This is a genomic window from Amycolatopsis sp. CA-126428 (assembly GCF_002904335.1).
Classification (GTDB): domain Bacteria; phylum Actinomycetota; class Actinomycetes; order Mycobacteriales; family Pseudonocardiaceae; genus Amycolatopsis.
In genome coordinates, this window is sequence record NZ_PPHF01000021.1 from 82,496 (window position 1) to 103,254 (window position 20,759).

The 20,759-nt window shown below is 71.2% G+C and carries 24 protein-coding genes; 6 read left to right on the top strand and 18 right to left on the bottom strand.

All coding sequences use genetic code 11. The annotated features are described in order from the left end of the window. Window positions 1–35: 35 nt before the first annotated feature. Window positions 36–836, top strand: a complete 801-nt coding sequence (locus C2L58_RS05785) for a metallophosphoesterase (RefSeq protein ID WP_103336447.1) — start codon at window positions 36–38, stop codon at window positions 834–836. Here the strand turns inward: C2L58_RS05785 and C2L58_RS05790 are convergent. The 12 genes from C2L58_RS05790 to C2L58_RS49135 form a co-directional block, all read right to left on the bottom strand. After that, window positions 833–1,207: a YccF domain-containing protein gene (locus C2L58_RS05790; RefSeq protein WP_103336448.1), complete on the bottom strand. Its 375-nt coding sequence runs from the start codon at window positions 1,205–1,207 to the stop codon at window positions 833–835. The genes C2L58_RS05785 and C2L58_RS05790 overlap by 4 nt on opposite strands. Beyond that, entirely contained in the window at window positions 1,207–1,956 is a 750-nt protein-coding gene (locus C2L58_RS05795; RefSeq protein ID WP_103336450.1) for a PhzF family phenazine biosynthesis protein, read from the bottom strand. Before C2L58_RS05795 ends, C2L58_RS05790 begins: the two co-directional genes overlap by 1 nt. A 64-nt stretch (window positions 1,957–2,020) precedes the next feature. Further along, complete coding sequence (locus C2L58_RS05800; RefSeq protein WP_103336451.1) at window positions 2,021–3,493, bottom strand: hypothetical protein; 1,473 nt, start codon at window positions 3,491–3,493, stop codon at window positions 2,021–2,023. Window positions 3,494–3,495: 2 nt separating this feature from the next. Continuing rightward, on the bottom strand, window positions 3,496–3,978 hold the full coding sequence (locus tag C2L58_RS05805) for a hypothetical protein (RefSeq protein WP_103336453.1): 483 nt from the start codon (window positions 3,976–3,978) through the stop codon (window positions 3,496–3,498). Window positions 3,979–4,074: 96 nt separating this feature from the next. Then, window positions 4,075–4,626 carry a DUF3558 family protein gene (locus tag C2L58_RS05810; protein WP_103336454.1) on the bottom strand — a complete coding sequence of 184 codons (552 nt, stop codon included), beginning with the start codon at window positions 4,624–4,626 and terminating at the stop codon, window positions 4,075–4,077. A gap of 46 nt (window positions 4,627–4,672) precedes the next feature. Further along, a complete protein-coding gene (locus C2L58_RS05815) occupies window positions 4,673–5,386 on the bottom strand; it encodes an ESX secretion-associated protein EspG (RefSeq protein WP_233225569.1) in 714 nt (237 codons plus the stop codon). Window positions 5,387–5,409: 23 nt separating this feature from the next. Further along, window positions 5,410–6,603 carry a ComEA family DNA-binding protein gene (locus C2L58_RS05820; RefSeq protein WP_103336457.1) on the bottom strand — a complete coding sequence of 398 codons (1,194 nt, stop codon included), beginning with the start codon at window positions 6,601–6,603 and terminating at the stop codon, window positions 5,410–5,412. Continuing rightward, on the bottom strand, window positions 6,600–7,043 hold the full coding sequence (locus C2L58_RS05825) for a hypothetical protein (RefSeq protein WP_103336459.1): 444 nt from the start codon (window positions 7,041–7,043) through the stop codon (window positions 6,600–6,602). The genes C2L58_RS05820 and C2L58_RS05825 overlap by 4 nt, the downstream gene beginning before the upstream one ends. Continuing rightward, window positions 7,040–7,615, bottom strand: coding sequence for a 4Fe-4S single cluster domain-containing protein (locus tag C2L58_RS05830; RefSeq protein WP_103336461.1), 576 nt, complete (start codon window positions 7,613–7,615; stop codon window positions 7,040–7,042). The genes C2L58_RS05825 and C2L58_RS05830 overlap by 4 nt, the downstream gene beginning before the upstream one ends. Next, entirely contained in the window at window positions 7,603–7,806 is a 204-nt protein-coding gene (locus tag C2L58_RS05835; protein ID WP_233225570.1) for a DUF2997 domain-containing protein, read from the bottom strand. Before C2L58_RS05835 ends, C2L58_RS05830 begins: the two co-directional genes overlap by 13 nt. Window positions 7,807–7,814: 8 nt before the next feature. Then, window positions 7,815–9,434 (bottom strand): AAA family ATPase, encoded by a 1,620-nt coding sequence (locus C2L58_RS05840; protein WP_103336464.1) that lies wholly within the window; start codon window positions 9,432–9,434, stop codon window positions 7,815–7,817. A gap of 37 nt (window positions 9,435–9,471) precedes the next feature. Further along, window positions 9,472–10,371 (bottom strand): hypothetical protein, encoded by a 900-nt coding sequence (locus tag C2L58_RS49135; protein ID WP_158264082.1) that lies wholly within the window; start codon window positions 10,369–10,371, stop codon window positions 9,472–9,474. A gap of 104 nt (window positions 10,372–10,475) precedes the next feature. Between C2L58_RS49135 and C2L58_RS05850 the strand changes: the two genes are divergently transcribed. Together C2L58_RS05850 and C2L58_RS05855 are read left to right on the top strand one after the other, a co-directional pair. Further along, a complete protein-coding gene (locus C2L58_RS05850; RefSeq protein ID WP_103336465.1) occupies window positions 10,476–12,134 on the top strand; it encodes an AMP-binding protein in 1,659 nt (552 codons plus the stop codon). A 90-nt stretch (window positions 12,135–12,224) separates the two neighbouring features. After that, window positions 12,225–13,364, top strand: coding sequence for a hypothetical protein (locus C2L58_RS05855; protein WP_103336467.1), 1,140 nt, complete (start codon window positions 12,225–12,227; stop codon window positions 13,362–13,364). Between the two features lie 43 nt (window positions 13,365–13,407). Here the strand turns inward: C2L58_RS05855 and C2L58_RS05860 are convergent, their stop codons facing one another. Next, window positions 13,408–14,376, bottom strand: a complete 969-nt coding sequence (locus C2L58_RS05860; RefSeq protein ID WP_103336468.1) for a R2-like ligand-binding oxidase — start codon at window positions 14,374–14,376, stop codon at window positions 13,408–13,410. Next, a complete protein-coding gene (locus C2L58_RS05865; RefSeq protein ID WP_103336470.1) occupies window positions 14,373–14,972 on the bottom strand; it encodes a TetR/AcrR family transcriptional regulator in 600 nt (199 codons plus the stop codon). The genes C2L58_RS05860 and C2L58_RS05865 overlap by 4 nt, the downstream gene beginning before the upstream one ends. 95 nt (window positions 14,973–15,067) lie before the next feature. Between C2L58_RS05865 and C2L58_RS05870 the strand changes: the two genes are divergently transcribed. Beyond that, the gene (locus C2L58_RS05870) at window positions 15,068–15,691 is read left to right on the top strand and encodes an HAD family hydrolase (RefSeq protein ID WP_103336471.1); all 624 of its coding nucleotides are present in this window, start codon (window positions 15,068–15,070) and stop codon (window positions 15,689–15,691) included. Between the two features lie 54 nt (window positions 15,692–15,745). Here the strand turns inward: C2L58_RS05870 and C2L58_RS05875 are convergent, their stop codons facing one another. Beyond that, window positions 15,746–15,982, bottom strand: coding sequence for a hypothetical protein (locus C2L58_RS05875; protein WP_199191115.1), 237 nt, complete (start codon window positions 15,980–15,982; stop codon window positions 15,746–15,748). Window positions 15,983–16,113: 131 nt separating this feature from the next. Between C2L58_RS05875 and C2L58_RS05880 the strand changes: the two genes are divergently transcribed. Then, window positions 16,114–16,500 carry a cold-shock protein gene (locus C2L58_RS05880; RefSeq protein WP_013230216.1) on the top strand — a complete coding sequence of 129 codons (387 nt, stop codon included), beginning with the start codon at window positions 16,114–16,116 and terminating at the stop codon, window positions 16,498–16,500. Here C2L58_RS05880 and C2L58_RS05885 read toward each other — a convergent pair. Genes C2L58_RS05885 through C2L58_RS05895 form a run of 3 tightly spaced genes read right to left on the bottom strand, consistent with a single transcriptional unit; the run spans window position 16,497 to window position 19,690 of the window. Continuing rightward, the gene (locus C2L58_RS05885) at window positions 16,497–16,973 is read right to left on the bottom strand and encodes a DUF2771 family protein (protein ID WP_103336473.1); all 477 of its coding nucleotides are present in this window, start codon (window positions 16,971–16,973) and stop codon (window positions 16,497–16,499) included. The genes C2L58_RS05880 and C2L58_RS05885 overlap by 4 nt on opposite strands. A 9-nt stretch (window positions 16,974–16,982) precedes the next feature. Then, entirely contained in the window at window positions 16,983–18,872 is a 1,890-nt protein-coding gene (locus C2L58_RS05890) for an MFS transporter (RefSeq protein ID WP_103336474.1), read from the bottom strand. Between the two features lie 50 nt (window positions 18,873–18,922). Beyond that, window positions 18,923–19,690 (bottom strand): glutaminyl-peptide cyclotransferase, encoded by a 768-nt coding sequence (locus tag C2L58_RS05895; RefSeq protein ID WP_103336476.1) that lies wholly within the window; start codon window positions 19,688–19,690, stop codon window positions 18,923–18,925. Between the two features lie 50 nt (window positions 19,691–19,740). On the opposite strand from C2L58_RS05895, the gene C2L58_RS05900 reads away from it, so the two are divergent. Continuing rightward, window positions 19,741–20,759, top strand: a 1,019-nt coding sequence (locus tag C2L58_RS05900; RefSeq protein WP_146073530.1) for a DUF3027 domain-containing protein, incomplete at its 3' end; no start/stop codon positions are given.

A 20,759-nucleotide genomic window follows, 5' to 3' on the forward strand; every position in this document is an offset into this window, starting at 1 on the left:
GCGAGCCGGGAGGCCAGAGGGCATATCGTCAGCGGATGAGCAAGTCGACGTACGTGGTCGGCGACGTCCACGGCCACCGTGACGAACTCGCCGACGCGCTGAGATCCGAAGGCCTGGTCGACGAGGAGGACAACTGGTCCGGCGGCGAGGACCAGCTGTGGTTCCTCGGCGACTTCGTCGACCGCGGCCCGGACGGCGTCGGGGCGATCGACCTGGTCATGCGGCTCGAAGCGCAGGCGGCCGAGGCCGGCGGCCAGGTCCAGACGCTGCTGGGCAACCACGAGATCCTGGCGCTGGGGATGTACCACTTCGGCGACGAGCCGGTGCCGTCCGACTTCGGCCCGCGCAGCTTCGCCCGCAGCTGGGAGATCAACGGCGGCCTGCTGTCGGACCAGGACCGGCTGACCCCGGAGCACATCGAGTGGCTGAGCGCGCGCCCGCTGGCCGCGCTCGCCGCCGACCACCTGCTGCTGCACTCGGACACGCTGGAGTACCTCGACTGGGGCTCGTCGCTCGACGAGATCAACGAGGCGGCTCGCGACATCCTCGAAGGCAGCGACATCGAGGCGTGGTGGGACGTCTGGCGCCGGATGACGACGCGCTACGCCTTCCGTGGCCCGGACGGCGAGGAAAACGCCCAGAAGCTGATGGACGCCCTCGGCGGCTCGCGGATCGTGCACGGCCACAGCGTCATCGCCGATCAGCTGGGCATCCACCCGACGCAGATCGAGGGCCCGTTCCTGTACGCGGGCGGCAAGGCGCTGGGCGTCGACGGCGGCCTGTTCGTCGGCGGGCCGTGCCTGGTCGTCGAGCTGCCGTATCAGCCGGAGTCCTAGGCGATCTCGACGATCTCCTTGCCGAGCGGCACCAGCGACACCGGGATCAGCTTGAAGTTCGCGATGCCGAGCGGGATCCCGACGACGGTGAGGCAGAGCGCGATGCCGGTGAAGACGTGCCCGAGCGCCAGCCACCACCCGGCGAAGACGAACCAGACGACGTTGCCGACGCACGACGCGGCGCCCGCGTCCCGCCGGTCGACGACGGTGCGGCCGAACGGCCAGAACGCGTAGTGCGCGATGCGGAACGACGCCAGCCCGAACGGGATGGTGACGATCAGGACGCAGCAGATGACGCCGGCGAGCAGGTAGCCCACGGCCATCCAGAAGCCGCACAGGACGAGCCAGATGATGTTCAGCAGGGTGCGCATCAGACGTGCAGCTCCCCGCTGAGGACGGTGACGGCCTGGCCGGCGAGGTGGACGCGGTCGCCGTCCTGGCGGGTCCGGACGATGCCGCCGCGGGCCGAGGCCTGTTCGCCGGTGAGGTCTTTCCGGTCGAGCCGCTCGGACCAGTAGGGCGACAGGATGCAGTGCGCGGAGCCGGTGACGGGGTCTTCGTCGATGCCGACGCCGGGGGCGAAGAAGCGGCTGACGAAGTCGTCTCCCTGCGCGGTGACCAGGAGCCGCCCGGTCCAGGTGTGCTTGAGCTTCTCGAGGTCCGGCTCGAGGCCGCGGACGGTGTCGGCGTCTTTGACGACGGCGAACAGGTTCTCGACGCCGCGGCCGGTGTACTCGATCTCGACGCCGGGGAGGATTTCCGACAGGTCGTCATCGGTGGGGTTTGGTGGATCGGAGGGAAAGTCCAGCTCGACCCAGCCGTCTTCGGCGTTGGCCCGCAGTTCGCCGCTTTTGGTGGTGTAGGTCTGCTTCCCGCCGAGAACGTGCGTGACGGCGAGGGTGGCGTGCCCGCAGAGCGCGACTTCGACGGCGGGGGTGAACCACCGGAGCGACTTGGGTCCCGCGTCGGTGGTGACGACGAAGGCGGTCTCGGCGTGCTTCATCTCCGCGGCGACGGCCTGCATCCAGGCCGGGTCGGCGGGCTCGTCCAGCAGGACCACCCCGGCCGAGTTCCCGGCGAAGGCGCGATCGGTGAAGGCGTCGACGATGAAGAAGCGCATGTCCCCAATGTAGCCGGGGTTTTTCCGGTTGATCCCGGCCCGGGCCGGATCCCGGGGATGACCCCTAGGAGGTCTCCCCGATGGTCGGCTTCACGATCTTTTCCCCGTCCGGACCGCGTTCCGCCTTGAGATCGAAAACCTCTTCGTCGACGGCGTACTTGTTCTTGTGCTCTTTGTCGTCTTCCTTCTTTTTCCCGGCCCCGGCGGCTCCGGCGGTACCTGAGCCGCCTTTCCCGCCCTTGGCCGCGGCGGCCGCGGTGGCTCCGCGCTCGAGCCGTTCGCCGGGCTTGCTGCCGGTCTTGCTGCCGCCTTCGCCGGGTGCTTCCTGGGGTCCGGCCTTTCCGGCGCTGCCGGAGACCCGCGACCCGGCGAACCCGGTCCCGGCCCGGCCGGAGCCGATGCCTTTGCCGCGGGTGACGTCGCCGCCGCCGGAAGTACCACCGGTGGTGGTGCCGGGCATGGCGAGCCCGTCGGGCGTGACGCGGCCGAAGCCGCCGGCGGCGGGGGTGGCGCGGAAGTTGGAGTTGCCGCTGAAGGTGCCGGTGCCGGTGCTGGTTCCCGGGGGGACGTAGGTGGTGCCGCTGGGGGCTCCTGGTCCGCCGGGCCCTCCGGTGATCCCGGGTCCGGTGGTGCCGCCGGGTCCTCCTGTGCCGCCGGTGCCTGCGAGGCCTCCGGGGGCGGTCCCGCCTGGCCCGCTGCCGCCGATGGCGGGGGCGCCGCTGAAGCCGGTGCCGCTGGTGCCGTGGAAGCCACTGACCGAGGTGGAATCCCCTTGCCCCAACTGCGGCGGCGGGGTGTAGGTGGGCTGGGTGCTGGCGGTTTCGTGGTAGGTGGAGTCGAGGTTTTGCAGGACCTGAACGGCCTGCTGATGAGCGGCATCAGCCTGCTGCTGCTTGGCGGCAACGTTGGTCATGGTCTGCGTCGCGCCGGCGACGTCCCCAGCCTGGTATTGCACGGTGGCCTTGGTGATCTCGGCCTGCTGGTTGAACCCGGTGGGCTCGGGCATGTTCTTCTGCGCATAATCGGCAGCGGCCGCTTGCTGGGAGTAGCGGTTGGAGCTGAGCTGGGCGGCATTCGCGGTGTCACCCGTGTAGGTGGCGGTGCTTTGGAAGAAGCTGTGCGCCTGGGCGGCTCCGGAGCCTTGCCACTGGATCTCGCTCGAGTTGACGGCGTCGTTCGCGGCGTTGGAGACGTCGGCGAGCCAGTTGCCGAGCTTGTTGGCGACCCGGCCGCGATCGTCGAGATCCGCCGGCCGCATGTTGTCGTGCACCATGCCGTACAGCTCTTCATGCGAGCTGGAGGCGTAGTTCTGCCCAGGCGCGGGCGCGTCGCCGCGGGTGGCCTGGTTGTGCAGCAACTGCTTGCCTTGCTCGACGGAGTATTGCGCCGCTTGGTTTTCCGTCTGCGGCGTCACCCCCGCGCGGGCGTCCCCTTGGTCCTCGGCGCCGAAGTGGTGCACGTTCTGCTGCAGCTTCTGTTGCGTCTGCGCGTAGAAGTCGCTCTCGTACTGGCGATGTTCGGCGTGCTCGTGCGCCATGGTCACTCGCTCCCGCGAAGCTTGGCGAAGGTCTGGCTGTGCGCGTCCTCGGTTTCGCGGTAGTTCTTGCGGGCGATCTCGAGCGCTTCGCGGACCTTCTTGAAGCCATCGGAGAGCAGTTCGAGATTCGGGACGAGCGACTCGGGATCGCCGGCTGCGACCTTGACGTTGAAGTTCGCGACCTGATTCGCGTAGTCGCTGCCACCCATCTGGGCTGCGTGGCCCAGAATGTAGAGGTCATTTCTCATGTCGTCGTAACCGTTGATGAAGGTGTCGCACACCTTCTGGTAGTGCTGGAACCCGGCTTCGTTGATCGCGAATCCGCCACCCTCGGCGAGAGCCTTGAACTGCTGGGCGCCTTCGTTGACCCGCTTGGCGCCCTCCGCGTCCAGTGGGACGTCGAGGAGACTGGACAGGAAGTTGTTCCCGGCATCGCCAGCCGGTGGGGTGGGGGGAGGCCCCCCGAACTGCGCTCCTGTGGCCATCGGTCCCCTCCCAAGGCGTGGCTATCCGTCGATCACCCTCTGTGTCGCACCAGTACTGTAGTAGTGACTGGGCCTCATGTCACTGTTGGCTCTACGCTACTTCGGCAGGAGCGGCTCTACCTTGGTCGAAATGTCGTTGACGTCCGTGCAGGCCTGGTCTGTGGTACCGACACCCAACGTCACCGCCACGAGCGCCCGGGATTTCGGTTTGACTTCCATCCCGACGGAGCACTGCCCTTTGGCTCCGATGGGTTCCCGCTCCTGAACCGCAGGGCGGTCGTTGACCGTGCCGGTCGAAGCTTTGCTGGGATCGGCGATGTTCTCGTTGATCGTCTGACCGGCGTGCAGGGATAGGCTGACACGGATCGAATCGTCACCGGTTTTCTTCTCGGTCGTGCAACTGCGCGCCGCATCGGCAGTGGTTGGTACGGAGGCCGGGTAGCCCTGACCGTTCAGGGCCTGGTCGAGCGTGGTGCAGGGCTTCATGTCCCCGAACGGGTTGTCACCCGTCGCGCCGCTCGGCTTGGTCGTGGGTGCGCTGCTCGAAGACGTGCCCGCGGCCTGCGGCGTACCCCCCACCTTGCTGTCACAGGCGCTCAGCGCGAGCGCCAGGGTGGCCAAGGCGAGGACGGTGGCTGCGCGGGTCACAACCTGAACACTACGGGTAGATCACGCGCCGATGCGAGGACGTGGGTCACCGCTGGGTCGTCTCCGTGATGCGCTCGTGCAACCACCCTCTCAGGTGTCCCCCGTCCGAGGGGACGAACCTCAACCGGGACTCGTCGCCCGGCAGGGGCTCGGTGAACGTCAGGTAGCGGCCCGCGTCGGTGTCGACGAAGGTCACCGTGCCCACCGGGCGGAGGCTGCCCTGGCCGGCTCGGGTCGAGAGCTCGAACGTTCCGTGGCGGTGGGGGGCCCACTGGGCGTACTCCCGCAGTGCTTCGGTGTCCGGTGGCCGGCTCGGGGCCACCGTCGACGTCACCGGGGCCACCGGTAGCGGCCCGTAGCGGGGGAGGATGCCGACCAGGGCGTCGACCAGGTGGTCGGGGCGGATCTGGACGAAGTTGATCCCGTCCGGCACCCTCTCCGAGTACACGCCCAAGCCGTGGCCGATCGTGGCCCGGTAGAACACCTGGCGCCCGTCCGCCACCTCCGCCGCGCGGACGATGATCAGCACCTCCGGCTGGGTCCAGGCGCGCAGCGTCTGCTCCACCTCGATGTCCAGCTTCTCCGGCCCGGCCAGCCCACGCCCTCGCATCGCGTCCCACGCCGCCGCCAGGATGCGTTCGTGCTCCTCCAGCGTGTGGCCCGGGCTGGGGATCTCGAACGGGTGCCAGTGCGCTGGGAGACCCGTGCGCCGGACCGCCGCGGTGACCTCCGTCAAACCCAGCGAGAATTCCTCCGGCACGTTCCCGAGCGTAGCGGAATCCCTCAGATGTCCAGCTGACGAACGCCCGTCTCCGGCAACGCCACCCGACCGGCCGTCGCCCGTCCGCGCAACCGGACTATTTCGTGCGGCTGCAAGCCGATCGCCACTCCGAAGGCCTCCACGTCCGGGAAACCGCCCTGCTGTCGGCGCAGCTCCAGGGCCGTTGCCACCCGCGATGGCGTAAGGCCCGGAAGACCAGCCAAATCGGAAGCCGGCGCCGTGTTGACGTCCACCACCGCCACCGGTGGCGGCGGAGGTGGCGACAAAGGGGGCGAAGACGGCACATACGCCTCGATCACGTCGTTCTGGCGCAGATCGCGCGTCCCGAGCCCCACCGTGAACACCCGCGACCCCGCCGTCGTCCGCACCGCGATCCCGTCGCGCGCCAGGGAAAGCACCGGCAACCCCGCGGCGATGACCGTGCTCCGCTCGTTGAACGTCGTGCCGATCGGCCGCAGCACCCGGACACGCACTCCCACCGTGAACGCCGCGCTCCGCCCCTCCGGCACTTCGACCGCAGCCACCACCGCGCCCTGGCCGAGGTCGCTGACGCCGTGCACCACCGCCGTTCCGTCGCGCTGCTCCACGAACTCCGGCGACGGGAACGCCGTCAGCGTGTCGCCGGCCATCGGGGGCGCGTCGCACTGGAAGCCCAGCAACACCGTCCCCACCTGACCCGATGGCAGCTCCTCGAGCGGCCCGGCCGGCCCGAACAGCCCGAGCACCCGCATCGGCTGACCGCCGCGCGTCGAAGAACACAACGCCCCGAACCGCAGGACGCCGTCCCGGACCTGCACTTGCGCGTGGAACCCCGTCAGCGGCTCGAAAGCCGGCGCCACCACCGACGCGGCACCCTCCGGACGGCTCAGGTCCGGGCCGACGGTGTCATCGGTGTACAGCTCCAGCGCGTCGCCGTTGCCGAGGTCCCGCCGCCCGACGGCGACGAACACGTCCTTCAGGAACCCGGCGTCGGTCACCGGCTCGACGTCGCTGGAGAAGTACTTCTTCCGCACCACGATCCCCAGGCGCAGGTTGTCCTCGACGATCCGATCGCCCCGGCGGAGCCGCGCGCGGGCGCCGCGGACCGCGCGCCCCGCGCTCACCTGCCCGCCCGGCAGCTCCCCGAGGCCGGGGACGGTGACCGAGTCGTGGATCGCCTTGCCGAACTCGATCAGCCCGACCCTGGTCTCGGTCACGACGTGGCGGCCAGCGTGACGCTGATCGACTGGTCGGCGTTGACCCGCTCCGCCTCGACGCGCATGCCCGCCTGAGCCGCCCGGTCCTTCAGCCGCGCGAGCACCGCTCGCTGCACTTCGGCCGCGTACGCCTCATCGACCGACAACACCAGCCGCGAAGCTTCCTCGGGCACCAGGCCCGGCCCGTCGACGTGCGCGACCTGGACGCCCTCGGGGCCGTAGCCGAACGTGATCCGCCGCCCTTCCCAAGCGGCGACGACGGACGTGCCGTCGTCGGTGACCTGCGCCCGCAAACCGGCGAGCGCGCGGGCCAGCAGGTCGCGGTGGCGCATCCGGGTCCGCACGGTGACGACCCCCGGCTGCGCCTGCGCGTGCGCGGCGATCGTGGCGGCGTCGAGCTGGGCCAGTGCCGCACTGCGCAGCTTGAGCGTGACACTCATCGGCGTTCCCCTTCGAGCAGCGCTTCGAGTACTTCGGTGGTGGCGAACCCGTTCAGCTCGATCGCGCCGTCGCGGGCGATCGTCAGTTCCAGGCGGTTCGGGGTGGTGAAGATCGACTCGTCGTAGCGGTCGGTGAGGAAGTGGAACCGCTGGTTCGCCGAGCCCACCCACGGCCGGGACGGCTCGGGCCGGTCCGCCAGGAACGGGCCGTCCACCAGCAGGTCCGTCGAATCCAGCAGCGAAGACGGCGGCAGGTCCTCCAGGACGTGCCCGGTGAACGTCAGCACCGAGAGCCCCGCCGAGCGCACCGCGGCGGCGAAGCGACCCAGCGGCTCGGGCTGGTCGAACGGCTCACCGCCGAGCAGCGTGACGCCTTCGATCCCCGGGACGGCGAGCACGTGCGCCGCGAGTTCTTGCCACGAAAGGGAAAACCCGCCGCGGGTCGTCCACGTCTGCGGGTTGAAGCAGCCCGGGCAGCGCACCGAACACCCCTGCGTCCACACGGCACACCGGACGCCGGGGCCCTCGGCGGCGGTGGTGTCGACGATCCGGTGGAGGTTCAGGAGTTCCATTGCGACTGCTGCTGCGAAGCGGTGTCTTCCGCGGACATGGTCGTGCGCCGGTAGTCCTCGGTGAACTCCGACGTCACGGTCTCCGCGTCGAGCAGGTCCTCCAGCAGCGGGATGTAGTCGAGGCACTTCGAGCCGGTCACGCCGTGCGTCTCGGCGCTGATCGAGCCGTCCTTGCCGATGGTCACGGTCACGCGGTGCGTCATACGTCGATCGTCCTCCCACTCGGTGCCGCCGGGGGCGGCGGCGCGACGGGCTCCGAACCGGGAACCGCGGTGTCCGTGGCGGCGACGGCCCTGGTCTCCGCCCAGTTCCGGATGGCCAGGATCTCGTCGGCCTGGGTGACCGACAGCGGCACGGTCGACTTCACCGCCCGCACCAGGTCGTCGCGGCGCAGCGGCCGCTTCTCGGCGAAGGCGTCGACCAGGCCGGACAGCACCGCCTGCTCGATCTCGGCGCCGCTGTAGCCCGCGCTGACGTCGGCGAGCTCGGCGAACAGCGCGTCGTCCAGCCGCAGTTCGCTGCCCACGAACGGATCGGTGACGCGCTTGGCCAGGTGGATCCGCCAGATCGCGGCGCGCTCGGGTGCCGAGGGCAGGTCGACGAAGAAGATCTCGTCGAACCGGCCCTTGCGCAGGAACTCCGGCGGCAGCGAGCCGACCTGGTTCGCCGTGGCCATGACGAACACCGGCGCCGACTTCTCCTGCATCCAGGACAGGAACGTGCCGAACACGCGGCGCGCGGTGCCGCCGTCACCCCCGCCGCCGGCCCCGGCGAGGCCCTTCTCGATCTCGTCGACCCACAGCACGCACGGCGCGATGCCCTCCGCGGTGCGGATGACCGTGCGGATGTTCTTCTCGCTCGAGCCCACGAGCCCGGCGAAGACGCGCCCGAGGTCCAGCCGCAGCAACGGCAGCCGCCACATGTTCGCGACGCACACCGCGGACAGGCTCTTGCCGCAGCCGGGCACGCCGGTGAGCAGCAGGCCCTTCGGCGCCGCGAGGTTGTACGCCGACGCCGCCGGTGTCCAGGTGCCGGTGCGCTTGGTCAGCCAGCGCTTGAGCCGGTCGAGGCCGCCGACGGCGTCGAAGCTCGTCTCCGCCGGCACGATGTCGAGCATCCCGGACCGCCGCACGGCCTGGCGCTTCTCGGCGAGGATCAGCTCGAGGTCGCTCGGGTCGAGCCCGCCGCCCTCGACCAGGGCCCTGGCGAACGCGTTTTCGGCCTCCGGCAGCGTGAGCCCGCGCGCGGCGGCGACGATCATGTCCCGGTCGTCGCGGTCGATGGTGATCCGGACGTTCTGCCGGTGCGCGGCGACCATGCTGTCCAGCAGCTCGCCGATCTGGCGCTGGTCGGGCAGCGGGAAGTCGACGACGGTGGCGTCGTGCTCCAGCTCCGGCGGCACGGGCAGCGACGGCGACACGAGGATCAGGCTCAGCGGCACCGGCCGCGTCTTGAACGCGGCGGCGAGCTCCCGCAGCCGGCGCACGACGTCGGGATCGGGCCGGTGGCCGCCCTCGGACACCAGCGAGGGGTGCAGGTCGGCGAACACGAAGACGGCGGGCTCGCCCCAGCCGTAGATGCGTTCGAGCGCGGCCGCCGCGGCGCGGGTCTCGCTGATCGGCGGCCCGCCCGCGGGCGCCAGGCCGGTGGTGGACGACCAGACGTAGACGCGCCGCGGGGTGCGCAGCCGGTGGGCGTCTTCGGCGACCGCGCGGATTTCCCGCAGGACCCGCTGCTCCTCGTGCGTCTCGACGACGAGCAGCGGGTAGCGCGCCTGCAGCAACTGGGTCAGCTCGTCCCGAAACCCCTCGCCGGCCATCGAACGCCCCCTCGAAGTCCGTTCGGACCCTACCAACTCACGCGTCGACGACGAGGACCTCGTACGTCGGGCTGGTGGGCGGGGTGCCGCTGTAGATGTGGGAGTTGACGACGGCGAGCCGGTCGCCGATCTTCGCCGCCGAGACGGGCTGGTCGAACAGCGGATCGGTGATCGTGCCGGCCGCCGTGCCGTGGCTCAGGTCGCCGTCGAGGCACCACCGGGTGATCTTGTCGTCGAGCTGCACCGCCCAGAGCCGGTGCCCTTCGAGCACGAGGCTGACGACGCTGGGCGCGTCCACGCCCGCGATCTCCGCGCTGGCCCCGGTGACCGGGTTGATCTTGTACACCTTGCCGGGGATCGTGGCGGCCACGAGCAGGGTGTCGCCGGACGGCGTGGCGATGACGTCGTTCATGAAGAAGCTGCCCGGAGAGCCGCCGGCGCCCGGCCCGCTCAGCGGCAGGGTGCGGGGCGTGCCGAGCCGGCCGGCCACGATCGGCACGAAGAACAGCTGCGGGTGGTACGAGTCGGTGAACCACGCGCCCTGCGGGGTCACCGCCACGTCGTTGACGTAGGACGTCTGCGGGTCGCCGAAGGTGTAGTCGGCGACCTTCGCCTTGGTGCGGACGTTGTAGACGTACGCCTTGCCGTGGTCCCCGCCGGCGACGAACAGCAGGTCGTGGCGCCGGTCCAGGTCCACCCCGGCCGCCGCGGCGCCGGGCGGCGCCTCGATGAAGCGCTCGGCCTTGCCGCTCCGGACGTCCTCGCGGAAGATCGTGCCGGCGAAGAGGTCGCCGGTGTAGTAGGTACCGCCGCCGGCGGCGGTGATCCCTTCGGCGGACGTGGCACCGGGCAGCACGATCACCCGCGTCGCCGCGGACGCCGGTGCGGCCACCGCGAGCAGCAGGACGGCGGACGCCGAAGCCAGGATTCTTCGCATCGGGTTCCCTCCCTCGTTCCCGGGTGGATCCTGCCACCGACCTGGCTGACCCGGTACCTGGTTCTTAGACTCGGCGGCAGTCACCGTCGACTTCAGGAGGCACCATGCCTGACGCGCCCGCCCTGCCGAGCTACGCCTCGGGGACCTCGCAGGTTCCGCTGCTCGGGGACACCATCGGCGACAACTTCGACCGGACGGTGGCCGCGTTCGGGGAGCGGGACGCCCTCGTCGACCGGGCCGCCGGAACGCGGCGGACCTACCGGGAGCTGGCCGCCGAGGTGGCCGCGCTCGCGCTGGGGCTGGTCGCGCAGGGCATCGGCAAGGGTGACCGGGTCGGCATCTGGTCGCCGAACCGGGCGGAGTGGACGGTGCTGCAGTACGCCACGGCGAAGATCGGCGCCATCCTGGTCAACATCAACCCCGCCTACCGCGCGCACGAACTGGAGTACGTCCTCAACCAGGCGGGGATCCGGCTGCTGGTCGCTTCGGACTCGTTCAAGACGTCCGACTACCCCGCGATGGCCGAGGAGGTGCGCGAGAAGTGCGCCGCGCTGGAGCACGTCGTGATCCTCGGTGGCGAGACCTGGCAGGCGCTGCTGGACGCCGGCCGCGGGGGTGACCCGGCGCAGCTGGCGCACCTGCAGGCCGGGCTGTCGGCCGACGACCCGATCAACATCCAGTACACGTCCGGGACCACCGGCTTCCCCAAGGGCGCCACGCTGTCCCACCACAACATCCTGAACAACGGCTACTTCGTCGGCGAGCTCTGCAACTACACCGAGCAGGACAAGGTGTGCATCCCGGTGCCCTTCTACCACTGCTTCGGCATGGTGATGGGCAACCTGGCCTGCACCAGCCACGGCGCCTGCATGGTCATCCCGGCCCCGGCGTTCGACCCGCGCGCCACCCTCGAAGCGGTCGCGGCCGAGCGGTGCACGTCGCTCTACGGCGTGCCGACGATGTTCATCGCCGAGCTCAACCACCCGGACTTCGGCGAGTTCGACCTGACGTCGCTGCGCACCGGGATCATGGCCGGGTCGCCGTGCCCGGTCGAGGTGATGAAGCAGGTCATCGACCGGATGGGGATGGCCGGGGTGTCGATCTGCTACGGCATGACCGAGACGTCCCCGGTGTCGACGCAGACCCGCTCCGACGACTCGATCGAGCGCCGCGTCTCGACGGTCGGGCGCGTCGGGCCGCACCTGGAGGTCAAGGTCGTCGACCCCGAAACCGGCCTGACAGTCCCGCGCGGCGAGCCGGGCGAGCTGTGCACGCGCGGGTACTCGGTGATGCTCGGGTACTGGGAACAGCCCGACAAGACGGCCGAGGCGATCGACGCGGCCCGCTGGATGCACACCGGCGACCTGGCGGTGATGGACGGCGACGGGTACGTCAACATCACCGGCCGCATCAAGGACATGGTCATCCGCGGCGGCGAGAACCTGTACCCGCGCGAGATCGAGGAGTTCCTGTACACACACCCGGACATCCTCGACGCGCAGGTGATCGGCGTCCCCGACGAGAAGTACGGCGAAGAGCTGATGGTCTGGGTCCGGATGCGCGAAGGCGCGGAACCGTTGACGGCGGAGAAGGTGCGCGAGTTCTGCGGCGGCAAGCTGGCGCACTACAAGATCCCGCGGTACGTCCACGTCGTCGAGGAGTTCCCGATGACGGTGACCGGCAAGGTCCGCAAGGTCGAGATGCGCGAGAAGTCGATCAGCCTGCTGGGCCTGGAACGGGCCGCGGCGGCCAAGCACGCCTAAACCGGCCGGGGTGGCCACGCGTTGTCCCGTCGCGGCGGAGGGGGCGCTTCCGGACGGAAGCGACGGGAGCCGCCGCGGGAGGGGGTAGTCGTGCTGTCCAACCCGAAGAAACCGCTCACCGTGGGGACGCTGCTCGCGGCGGCCGCGCTGGGCCTGCCGGGAACCGCCACCGCGGCCACGGTGGGCCCGGTCGACCTCGGCACCCTGCCGGGCGACGCGTTCAGCACGGTGAACGCGGTCAACGCCGGCGGCACCATGGTCGGTGAGTCGCTTCCGCAGGACGTGCGCATGCGGTTCCACCCGGCGAAGTGGGACAGCCAGGGCCGGATCAGCGCCCTGCCGACGCTGGGCGGCGAACAGGGCCGGCCGGTCGCCGTCAACGACTACGGGGTGGCCGTGGGCTGGGCCCAGGACGCGCAGGGGGACACACACGCGGTCCGCTGGACCCCGGACGGCTCGGTCAAGCAGCTGCCGTGGGCCGGGTCGTCCGACGCCGCCGTGATCAGCCGGACCGGCGTGATCGCCGGTGGCGGCAGCGACCCGCAGAGCACGTACGTCGCGCTGCGCTGGGCCCCGGACGGCTCGGTCACCCAGCTCGCGTCGCTGCCCGGCGGCGGGCAGGCCGTCGTCACCGGGATCACTGCCGACGGCTCGCTGATCAGCGGCGAAGCCTGGGACGCCGCCGGCAACCAGCACGCGGTCCGCTGGAGCGCCACCGGCGCGATCACCGATCTCTCGCCGGGCAACCAGGGCAACCCGGGCGCCACGGCGGCCGCGATCAACGACTTCGGGGTGGTCGCCGGGACCGTCACCGAGGCCGGCCGGCCCGTCCCGGTGGCCTGGAAGCGGGACGGCCGGCAGGTGCGGCTCGACTGGCCGGCGCCACCGGCCTCCGCAACGCCGCGCGCGATCAACCGCGCCGGTGTGGTCGTCGGCAGCGGGGAGGTCGACTTCGCCGAGAACCGGGCAGTGCGCTGGAGCGCGAGCGGGATGACCGTGCTGCAGGGCGCCCGGCGGTCCGAGGCGGTGGCGATCAACGACTCGGGCACGGCGGTCGGCAACGTCGAATCGGTGGCGGCCCGCTGGGCGGCCGACGGTACCGAGACGATCCTCGGCGCCCTGCCCGGCGGTGACTACAGCTGGGCGACCGGGATCGCCCGCGACGGGACGATCATCGGCCGGTCCGACCTGGACTACGGCTGGCACGCCGTCTACTGGCCGGCGAGCTGACGGACTGACGCCGGGGCGGCGCCCGCACCGCCCCGGCCCGGCCTCAGGAAACCGCCGCGGCGGCTTCCGCGATCGCCTTCGCGTCTTCTTCGCCGAAGGTCTCCTCGAGCTGCTCGGGCGAATAGTCGACGTCGATCTGCTCCACCGGCATCCCGCGCGCCGACTCGATCGCGCCCAGCCGCCGCTGGGCCCGGTCGGCCGCGTACTGGATGATCTCCTGCGGGTCGTTGTCGAACGGCAGTTCCTCGAACTGGTCCTGCACCCACTGGATCATGCTCAACGCGTGCGGCAGCAGCTCGCCCATCCGCTGCTGCACCGCGTCCCACAGGGAGTCGTCCGCGGCGACGTGGCGGCGGCAGGTGAACGTGCCCCAGGCCATGTGGCGGCGCTCGTCGTCGCCGATGCGGCGGACCAGTTCCTGCATGCCCGGCAGGATGTCGTGCTGGGTGCAGATCAGCTGCCACGAGTAGTACCCGGTGAGCGCGAGGCTGCCCTCGATCACGTGGTTGTAGGTGACGCTCGCGCGGATCTGGTTGAGCGGGCTGGGATCGTCCTCCAGCGCCCGCAGCGACTGCGGCAGCTCTTCGTAGAACAGCTTGCGGTAGTGCGGGTTCTCGGCGACGAACGGGTGGAGGTCCTGCGTCAGCCCGACGGCGTCCATCCAGCGCCGGAACACCTCGGTGTGCTTGGCTTCCTCGAAGCAGAACTGCGTCAGGTACATCTCGTCGCCGAACCGGCCGGTCGCCGACATCGCCCGCATGAACGGCTGGATGTCCTCGGTGACCGCCTCTTCGCCGGCGATGAACTGCGCGACCAGGTAGGTCGTGCTGCGCTGCTGCTCGGGGTTGAGGGAGTCCCAGCCTTCGCGTTCCCGGCTGAAGTCGATGTCCGCCGGGTTCCAGAACTTCTTGTTGCCCTTGACGAACAACCGCAGCGGGAACGAGTCCCAGTTCAGCCCGCCCTTGCGCAGCGAGGAGAAGCCGGTCCGCAGCTCGGGCAGCGTTTCGGTCATGGTGTCACTCCATTGTGGACGAATTGGCGGATGGCGGGTTCCAGTACCACGGTGACGGCGTCGGCCGCTTCGGCCGCCGAGTGCGTGGAGAGCACCAGGTGCGACAGGGAAAGGCGCACGGCGGTCTCCGCGAGCAGGGCCGCGGCTTCGGCGGAGAGCCCGGGTTCGAACTCGCGGTACTGCTCGGCGGCGAGGGCCGCGGCCGCGGTGAGGATCGGCTCGCCCCGGGTCGTGAGCAGCGGCAGCAGGTCCTCGCCCGCTTCGGTGCCGAGCGCCGCCGCGACCAGGCGGTTCTCCCGCGCGTGCTCGATCGTGTAGACGACGGCGTGGTGGATGCCCGCCAGGAGCCCGTCCGCCGTTTCGAACCGCTGCCGGATCCCGTCGAGGAACTCCGCCGCGGTGCGCAGCGCCACCGCCTGGGTCAGCGCCGCCTTGTTCCCGAACTCGTTGTAGACCGTCTGCCTGCTCACGCCGGCCTTCGCGGCGACGTCGGCCATCCGCAGGCCCGCGTGGCCGCGGTCCGGCAGCAGGTCGGCGGCCGCGTCGAGCAGCGTCTCGCGCAGGGACGCCTTCGTCCGCTCGGTGAAGCTGGTCACACTTTCACCTTGACACAGATCGCTCCGCTGTCAAGGTGCTGTACACGTTTGGTTGTGGTGTAAAACTGTCGGTCCCTGCGGCTACCGTGTCGGCTGTGGGCATCACCGTGGGGTTCGACCTCGACATGACACTGATCGACGCCCGGCCGGGCATGGCCGCGGCGATGAACGCGCTCGGCGTCGAATCCGGCTTGCCGCTGGACGGCGACGCGTTCGCGGCCAACCTCGGCCCGCCGCTCGACGACATCCTGCGCGGCTTCGAAGCGCCCGAGGAACGCATCCCCGGGCTCGTCGACCGGTTCCGTGCGATGTACCCCGAGGTCGTCGTGCCGAGCGCGGTCGCGCTGCCGGGCGCGGTCGAGTCGCTCCGCGCGGTGCGGGCCGCGGGCGGGCGCACGCTGGTCGTCACCGGCAAGTACGGGCCCAACGCGCAGCTCCACGTGGACGCGCTCGGGCTCGACGTCGACGAGGTCGTCGGCGAGCTGTGGTCGACGCAGAAGGCCGAGGCGCTCCTGGCGTACGACGCCCGCGTGTATGTCGGAGATCACGCGGGCGACATCCGCGGTGCCCTCGCCGCCGGGGCGATCCCCGTCGGCGTCACCACCGGGCCGTGCGATCGCACGCTCCTGCTGAGCGAAGGCGCCGAGGTGGTGTTCGAGTCGCTGACGGAGTTCCCGGAGTGGTTCGAGAAGACGTTCTCGGGGAGCGTGGTGCCCTAGTCCGTCCATCCATGCCCCCGCCGCCGCCCTCAACGGAGCAGCTGCGCTGCGCTGCTACTTCTTGGCGCGGGCCTCGATCACCAGCGCGATCAAGCCCAGCAGCAGGCCCAGCGGCGTGATGACCCCGGCGGCGACCGACAGCCAGATCGGCAGGTTCTCCAGGCCGGCGGCGAACATGATGAACACCGCCAGCACGGCAAGCATGCCGAGGCCGAAAAGCCCGATGCCGACGCGCATCAGGAACGGTTTGCCGGGAGTGGCCACGCCGGCCTCCTTCGTCGTGCTCTTCATGACGCAAGAGGGTATCCGGCGGTATCGGCTTCTCCCCAGGGCCTGTGGCGAGATACCCTTTACCCAGCGCGCCCTGGGTACGCCCCGGGCGCGTTCGTCGTGAGCGGACAGCAGAAGGACTGGTGAGGGAAGTGCCGACCGGCAAGGTCAAGTGGTACGACGCGGAGAAGGGGTTCGGGTTCGTCACGCAGGACGGTGGCGCCGACGTCTACATTCGCAAGGCCGCGCTGCCGCAGGGCGTCGAGGGGCTGAAGGCCGGCCAGCGGCTGGAGTTCGGCGTCGCCGACGGCCGCCGCGGTCCGCAGGCGCTCTCCGTCCGGCTGCTCGACCCGCCGCCGTCCGTCGCCGAGGCGCGCCGTCGCCCGGCCGAGGAGCTGCACGGCCTGATCGAGGACATGATCAAGCTGCTCGAGCTGAAGGTGCAGCCGGACCTGCGGCGCAACCGCTACCCGGACCGCAAGCACACCAAGCAGATCGCCGAGATCATGCGCGCGGTCGCCCGCGACATCGATCCCTAAGCCTCCAGCCGCAGGCCCCACACGTCACTGGGCAGCAGGCCCGACTCGCCGGTGTCCGCGTTGAGCACGGCCGTGTACTTCTGCACGTCCACCGCCGAGATGCGGTCGGCGGGCGTCGGCGGCGTGACCGTGTAGGCGTAGCGGTCCAGTGACGTGAACGGGATCGGGGCGCTCTGCTTGAACTCGCCCTGCGGGGTCACGTACTCGTAGACGATCTGCCAGGGCGAGTCCGCGACTTCGCCGGGCACCGAGATCTGCACCGGCTTGCCCGGGCGGACCTTCAGCGTCTGCGTCGAGCCCTTCGCGTTGCAGGGCTGCGCGAGCTTCTGCGAGTAGTCGCACGTGAGCACGGGCGCGGTGTTGATGGTGTGGCCGTCGGCGTAGAAGGTGACCTCGGCCGGGCCGGGGGCCGAGCAGCCGGCCACCGCGAACCCACCGGCCGCAAGCAGGGCCACCACCCGGGAACGTCGCATGGCCGGAGCCTACCGGCGGGCTCGCGGGTCGCTGGGCAGGCCCTGGGCCGGGAAGCTGCCGGTCGGCTCGGGGCGCAGCGGCCGGTCGCCGCCGAGGCCGGGCACGAGCGAGCCGCCGCGGCGCACGAGGAACGTCTGCGCGCACCCGACGGCCAGCACGACCGTGATCACCAGGAAGCCGATCCAGTACGTCGGCGGCAGCAGCAGGCCGACCGCGCCGCCGAGGCACCAGGCCAGCTGCAGCACGGTTTCCGAGCGGCCGAACGCCGAAGCGCGCGACTCCTCGGGCAGGTCTTCCTGGATGACGGCGTCGAGGCTGATCTTGGCCAGCGCGCTGGCCGTCGCGCCGACCAGGCCGACGATCGCGGCCGTGGCCAGGCCGGGCAGGATCGTCGCGACCAGCGCGGCCAGCACGCAGCCGGCGACACACCCGACGATCACCTGGTCGGGACTCCCGAAGTGCAGGCGCGAGCCCAGCGCGTTGCCGAGGAAGCCGCCGGCGCCCGCCGCGGCCCCGATCACGCCGAGCAGCAGCAGCTGCATGAACGGCGTCTGGCCGCTGCCCTCGGTCTGCGCCTTGACCGCGAACGCGGCGAACATCATGAGGAAGCCGGTGAGCACGCGCACCGAGCCGTTGCCCCAGAGCGCGACGACGATGTGGCGCCCCATCGGCTGACGCCGTTTCTTCTCCTTCGGGTGAGCCGAAAGGGAAGTCGGCACCTCGCCCTCGGTCGCCTCCACCCAGGCCGGGATCCGCATCGACTGCACGGCCGCCGCGACGCAGATCAGCGCGGTGAACCACAGCGCGCCCGCCGAGCCGGAGATCGCGTTGATGCCACTGGCCACCGCGCCGAACACGCCCGCGGCGACCAGGCCGAACGTGGTCAGCCGGGCGTTCGTCTTGGAGAGCGTGATTTCCGACGGCAGCACCCGGGGGGTGACCGCGGCCTTGAGCACGGTGAACGACTTCGACAGCACCATCATCCCGAGCGCGGCCGGGTAGAGCAGCCAGTCGTCGAAGTGCAGCGCCATCACCACGGCCATCAGCCCCTGGCCGACCGAAGACGCGCACATCGCCAGCCGCCGGCCGCGCTGCACCTTGTCGAGCGCGGGGCCGATCACCGGCGCGACCAGCGCGAACGGCGCGATCGTGATGAGCAGGTAGAGCGCCACCTTGCCCTTGCTCTCGCCGCTGGTGGCGGCGAAGAAGAGGGTGTTGGCCAGCGCGATCGCCATCGCCGCGTCGCTGGCGTAGTTCAGCATCACGGCGTAGGTCAGCGAGGTGAGGCCGGACTTCTCGGCGCCGTCGGCCTTCGTCGCGCGCTGGAAGGCGTCGACGGCCTGGCCGGTCAGCTGGCGGCTGCGCATCGCCGCCACCCGCGTGACGGTGATCTTCTTCGGCAGCTTCGGCGTCCCGCCCGGTGTGCGCGGCTCTTCCCGAGGCGGCTGCGGTGGCTGGGGTGCCGGCTCCGGCGGCCGCGGTTCGCCCGCGTAGCCGCCGGTGTCGTAGTGCTCGTACTCGCCGCTGCCCGGGTAGCGTTCGCCCTGGTAGAAGCCACTGCCGGGCGGCTCGCGGCGCACCGGCTCGGTGCGGTGCGGGTCGTAGGGCCGGGCCCCGCGCGGGGGCGGCGGCCGGTGGTTCGCCGGCGCGGCCGCGGTGGGGGCTTCGTCGGCGTTCGGCACGCGGCCGCCGGGGAACCCCGCGCGCGGCGGGACGGGCCGCTGGACGCGGGTGGGTGGCGGCGGGCTGCCGTGCTCGGCGCGCGGCGCGGCGGCGTCCCGCCAGGACCGGGCCCGCGCGGCGCCCGGTTCCGGCGTCCAGCGCCGCTTGGACTTCCGGCCGTGCGGCTGACCCGACGGGGTGCCGTCGGAGCCGGAGCGCGAGCCGAAGAGTGCCACGTGTCAATCCTGCCTTACCGGGGGCCGGTTCCGCCTGCTCATCCGTGCTTTCACGCCCGCGCCGGGACGAACCTCACCCGGAACGTGACCGGCCACTGCTTCCCGGTGAGCAGGAAATCGCCGGTGCCCGGGACGGCGGCGATACCGTTGAGCACGTCTTCGGCGCCCGTGGCGTTCACTTTCGCGCGCAGCTGACCTGCGTCGATCGTCCCGGTCACGCGTCCGGTGGCGGCCTCGATCCGCAGGATGGTGTCGGTGTGCCAAACGTTTGCGTAGACGTCGTCGCCGACGCATTCGAGCTCGTTGAGCTGGTCGCGGCCGACGTCGACGCCCCCGGTGACGGCGAAGGTCTTCGGGTCCCGGAAGGTCAGCCGCGCGGAGCCGTTGCTCATCACCAGCCGGCCGCCGGCCTGGTGGCACAGGCCCCAGCCTTCGCCCTGGAACGGCACGCGCCGCAGCTCGGCGAGGGTCGCCGAGTCGCGTTCGATGGCGAACCCGTCCTGCCAGGTGAGCTGCCACAGCGTCGGCCCGAGGACGGTGACGCCCTCGCCGAACAGCGGCGACGGCAGCGTGGCCGTGGTCCGGGGCGCGCCGCCCGCCGGCCCCGCGGTGAGCGTCGACTGCCCGGCGAGGCCGGTGCTTTCGTAGAGGGTGTCGCCGGCGAACTCGAGGCCTTCGGTGAAGGCGGCGGGGTCGTGCGGCAGCGTCTCGACCACCTGGACGGTGAGCCGTTCCGGCCCGGCTGGTTGTTCCGGGGCACCGGCACAGCCGCCGAGCGCGGCGGCCAACAGCAGCGAGGTGACGATCGGCGTGCGCACGTAGACAGCCTGGCACGGGCGCCGCGGATGCGTGCGGCACAATTGGCCGCATGACTCTGCTGCTGACCCTGGACGACGGTTCCGTGCAGCGCAAACTCGCCGAAGCGGTGGAGTTCGCGCGAGCTGCGGTGCTGGAGGACGCACCCGAGGAGCAGCTCGGCGCCCATGTGGGGGTCAGCCGCGAGGACGCGGTCACGGCGAGTCACCTGTTCGAGGCCCAGGTCCCGGGCTACGGGGGCTGGCGCTGGTCGGTCACGGTCGCGGCCGCGGGCGACGACGAGCCGGTGACGGTCAGCGAGGTCGTGCTGGTGCCGGGCCCGTCGGCGCTGGTCGCCCCGGCCTGGGTGCCGTGGGAGCGCCGGGTGCGCGCGGGCGACCTCGGAGTGGGCGACATCTTCCCGACGGCGGAGAACGACCCCCGCCTGGTGCCGGCGTACCTCCAGTCGGACGACCCGGCGGTGGAGGAGGTCGCCCACGAGGCGGGCTTGGGCCGCGTGCACGCGTTGTCCCGGTTCGGCCGCACGGAGGCGGCGGCTCGGTGGCACGCGGGCGAGTTCGGACCGCGGTCCGACATGGCCCGCAGCGCGCCGGACGTGTGCGGGACGTGCGGGTTCTTCGTACCGCTGGCGGGCTCGCTGCGCGGGGTGTTCGGGGTCTGCGGCAACGACATCTCCCCGGCGGACGGCCACGTGGTGGACGTGGAGTACGGGTGCGGAGCGCACTCGGAGATCGAGGTCGAGGTGACCTCATCGGTCCCGGTGGCCGAGCTGGTGTACGACGATTCTTTGCTGGACTTCACCCCGGTGCCCTTGCCCTCGCCGGCGGTGGTGGAGACGGCGGCGGCCGAGCCGGAGACGGGTATCGCGGAGTCGGATGTGTCGTCGGCGGAGGTGGAGCCGGAGACTGCCGAGGCGGAGCCTGCTGAGGCGGAGTCTGCTGAGGCGGAGTCTGCTGAGGCGGAGTCTGCGGCGGTGGCCGAGCCGGTGATAGCCGAGGCTGCGGCGGTGGCCGAGCCGGTGGCGGCGGAGGTTGCTGAGCCGACTGTTGCGGCGGTGGCCGAGCCGGTGGC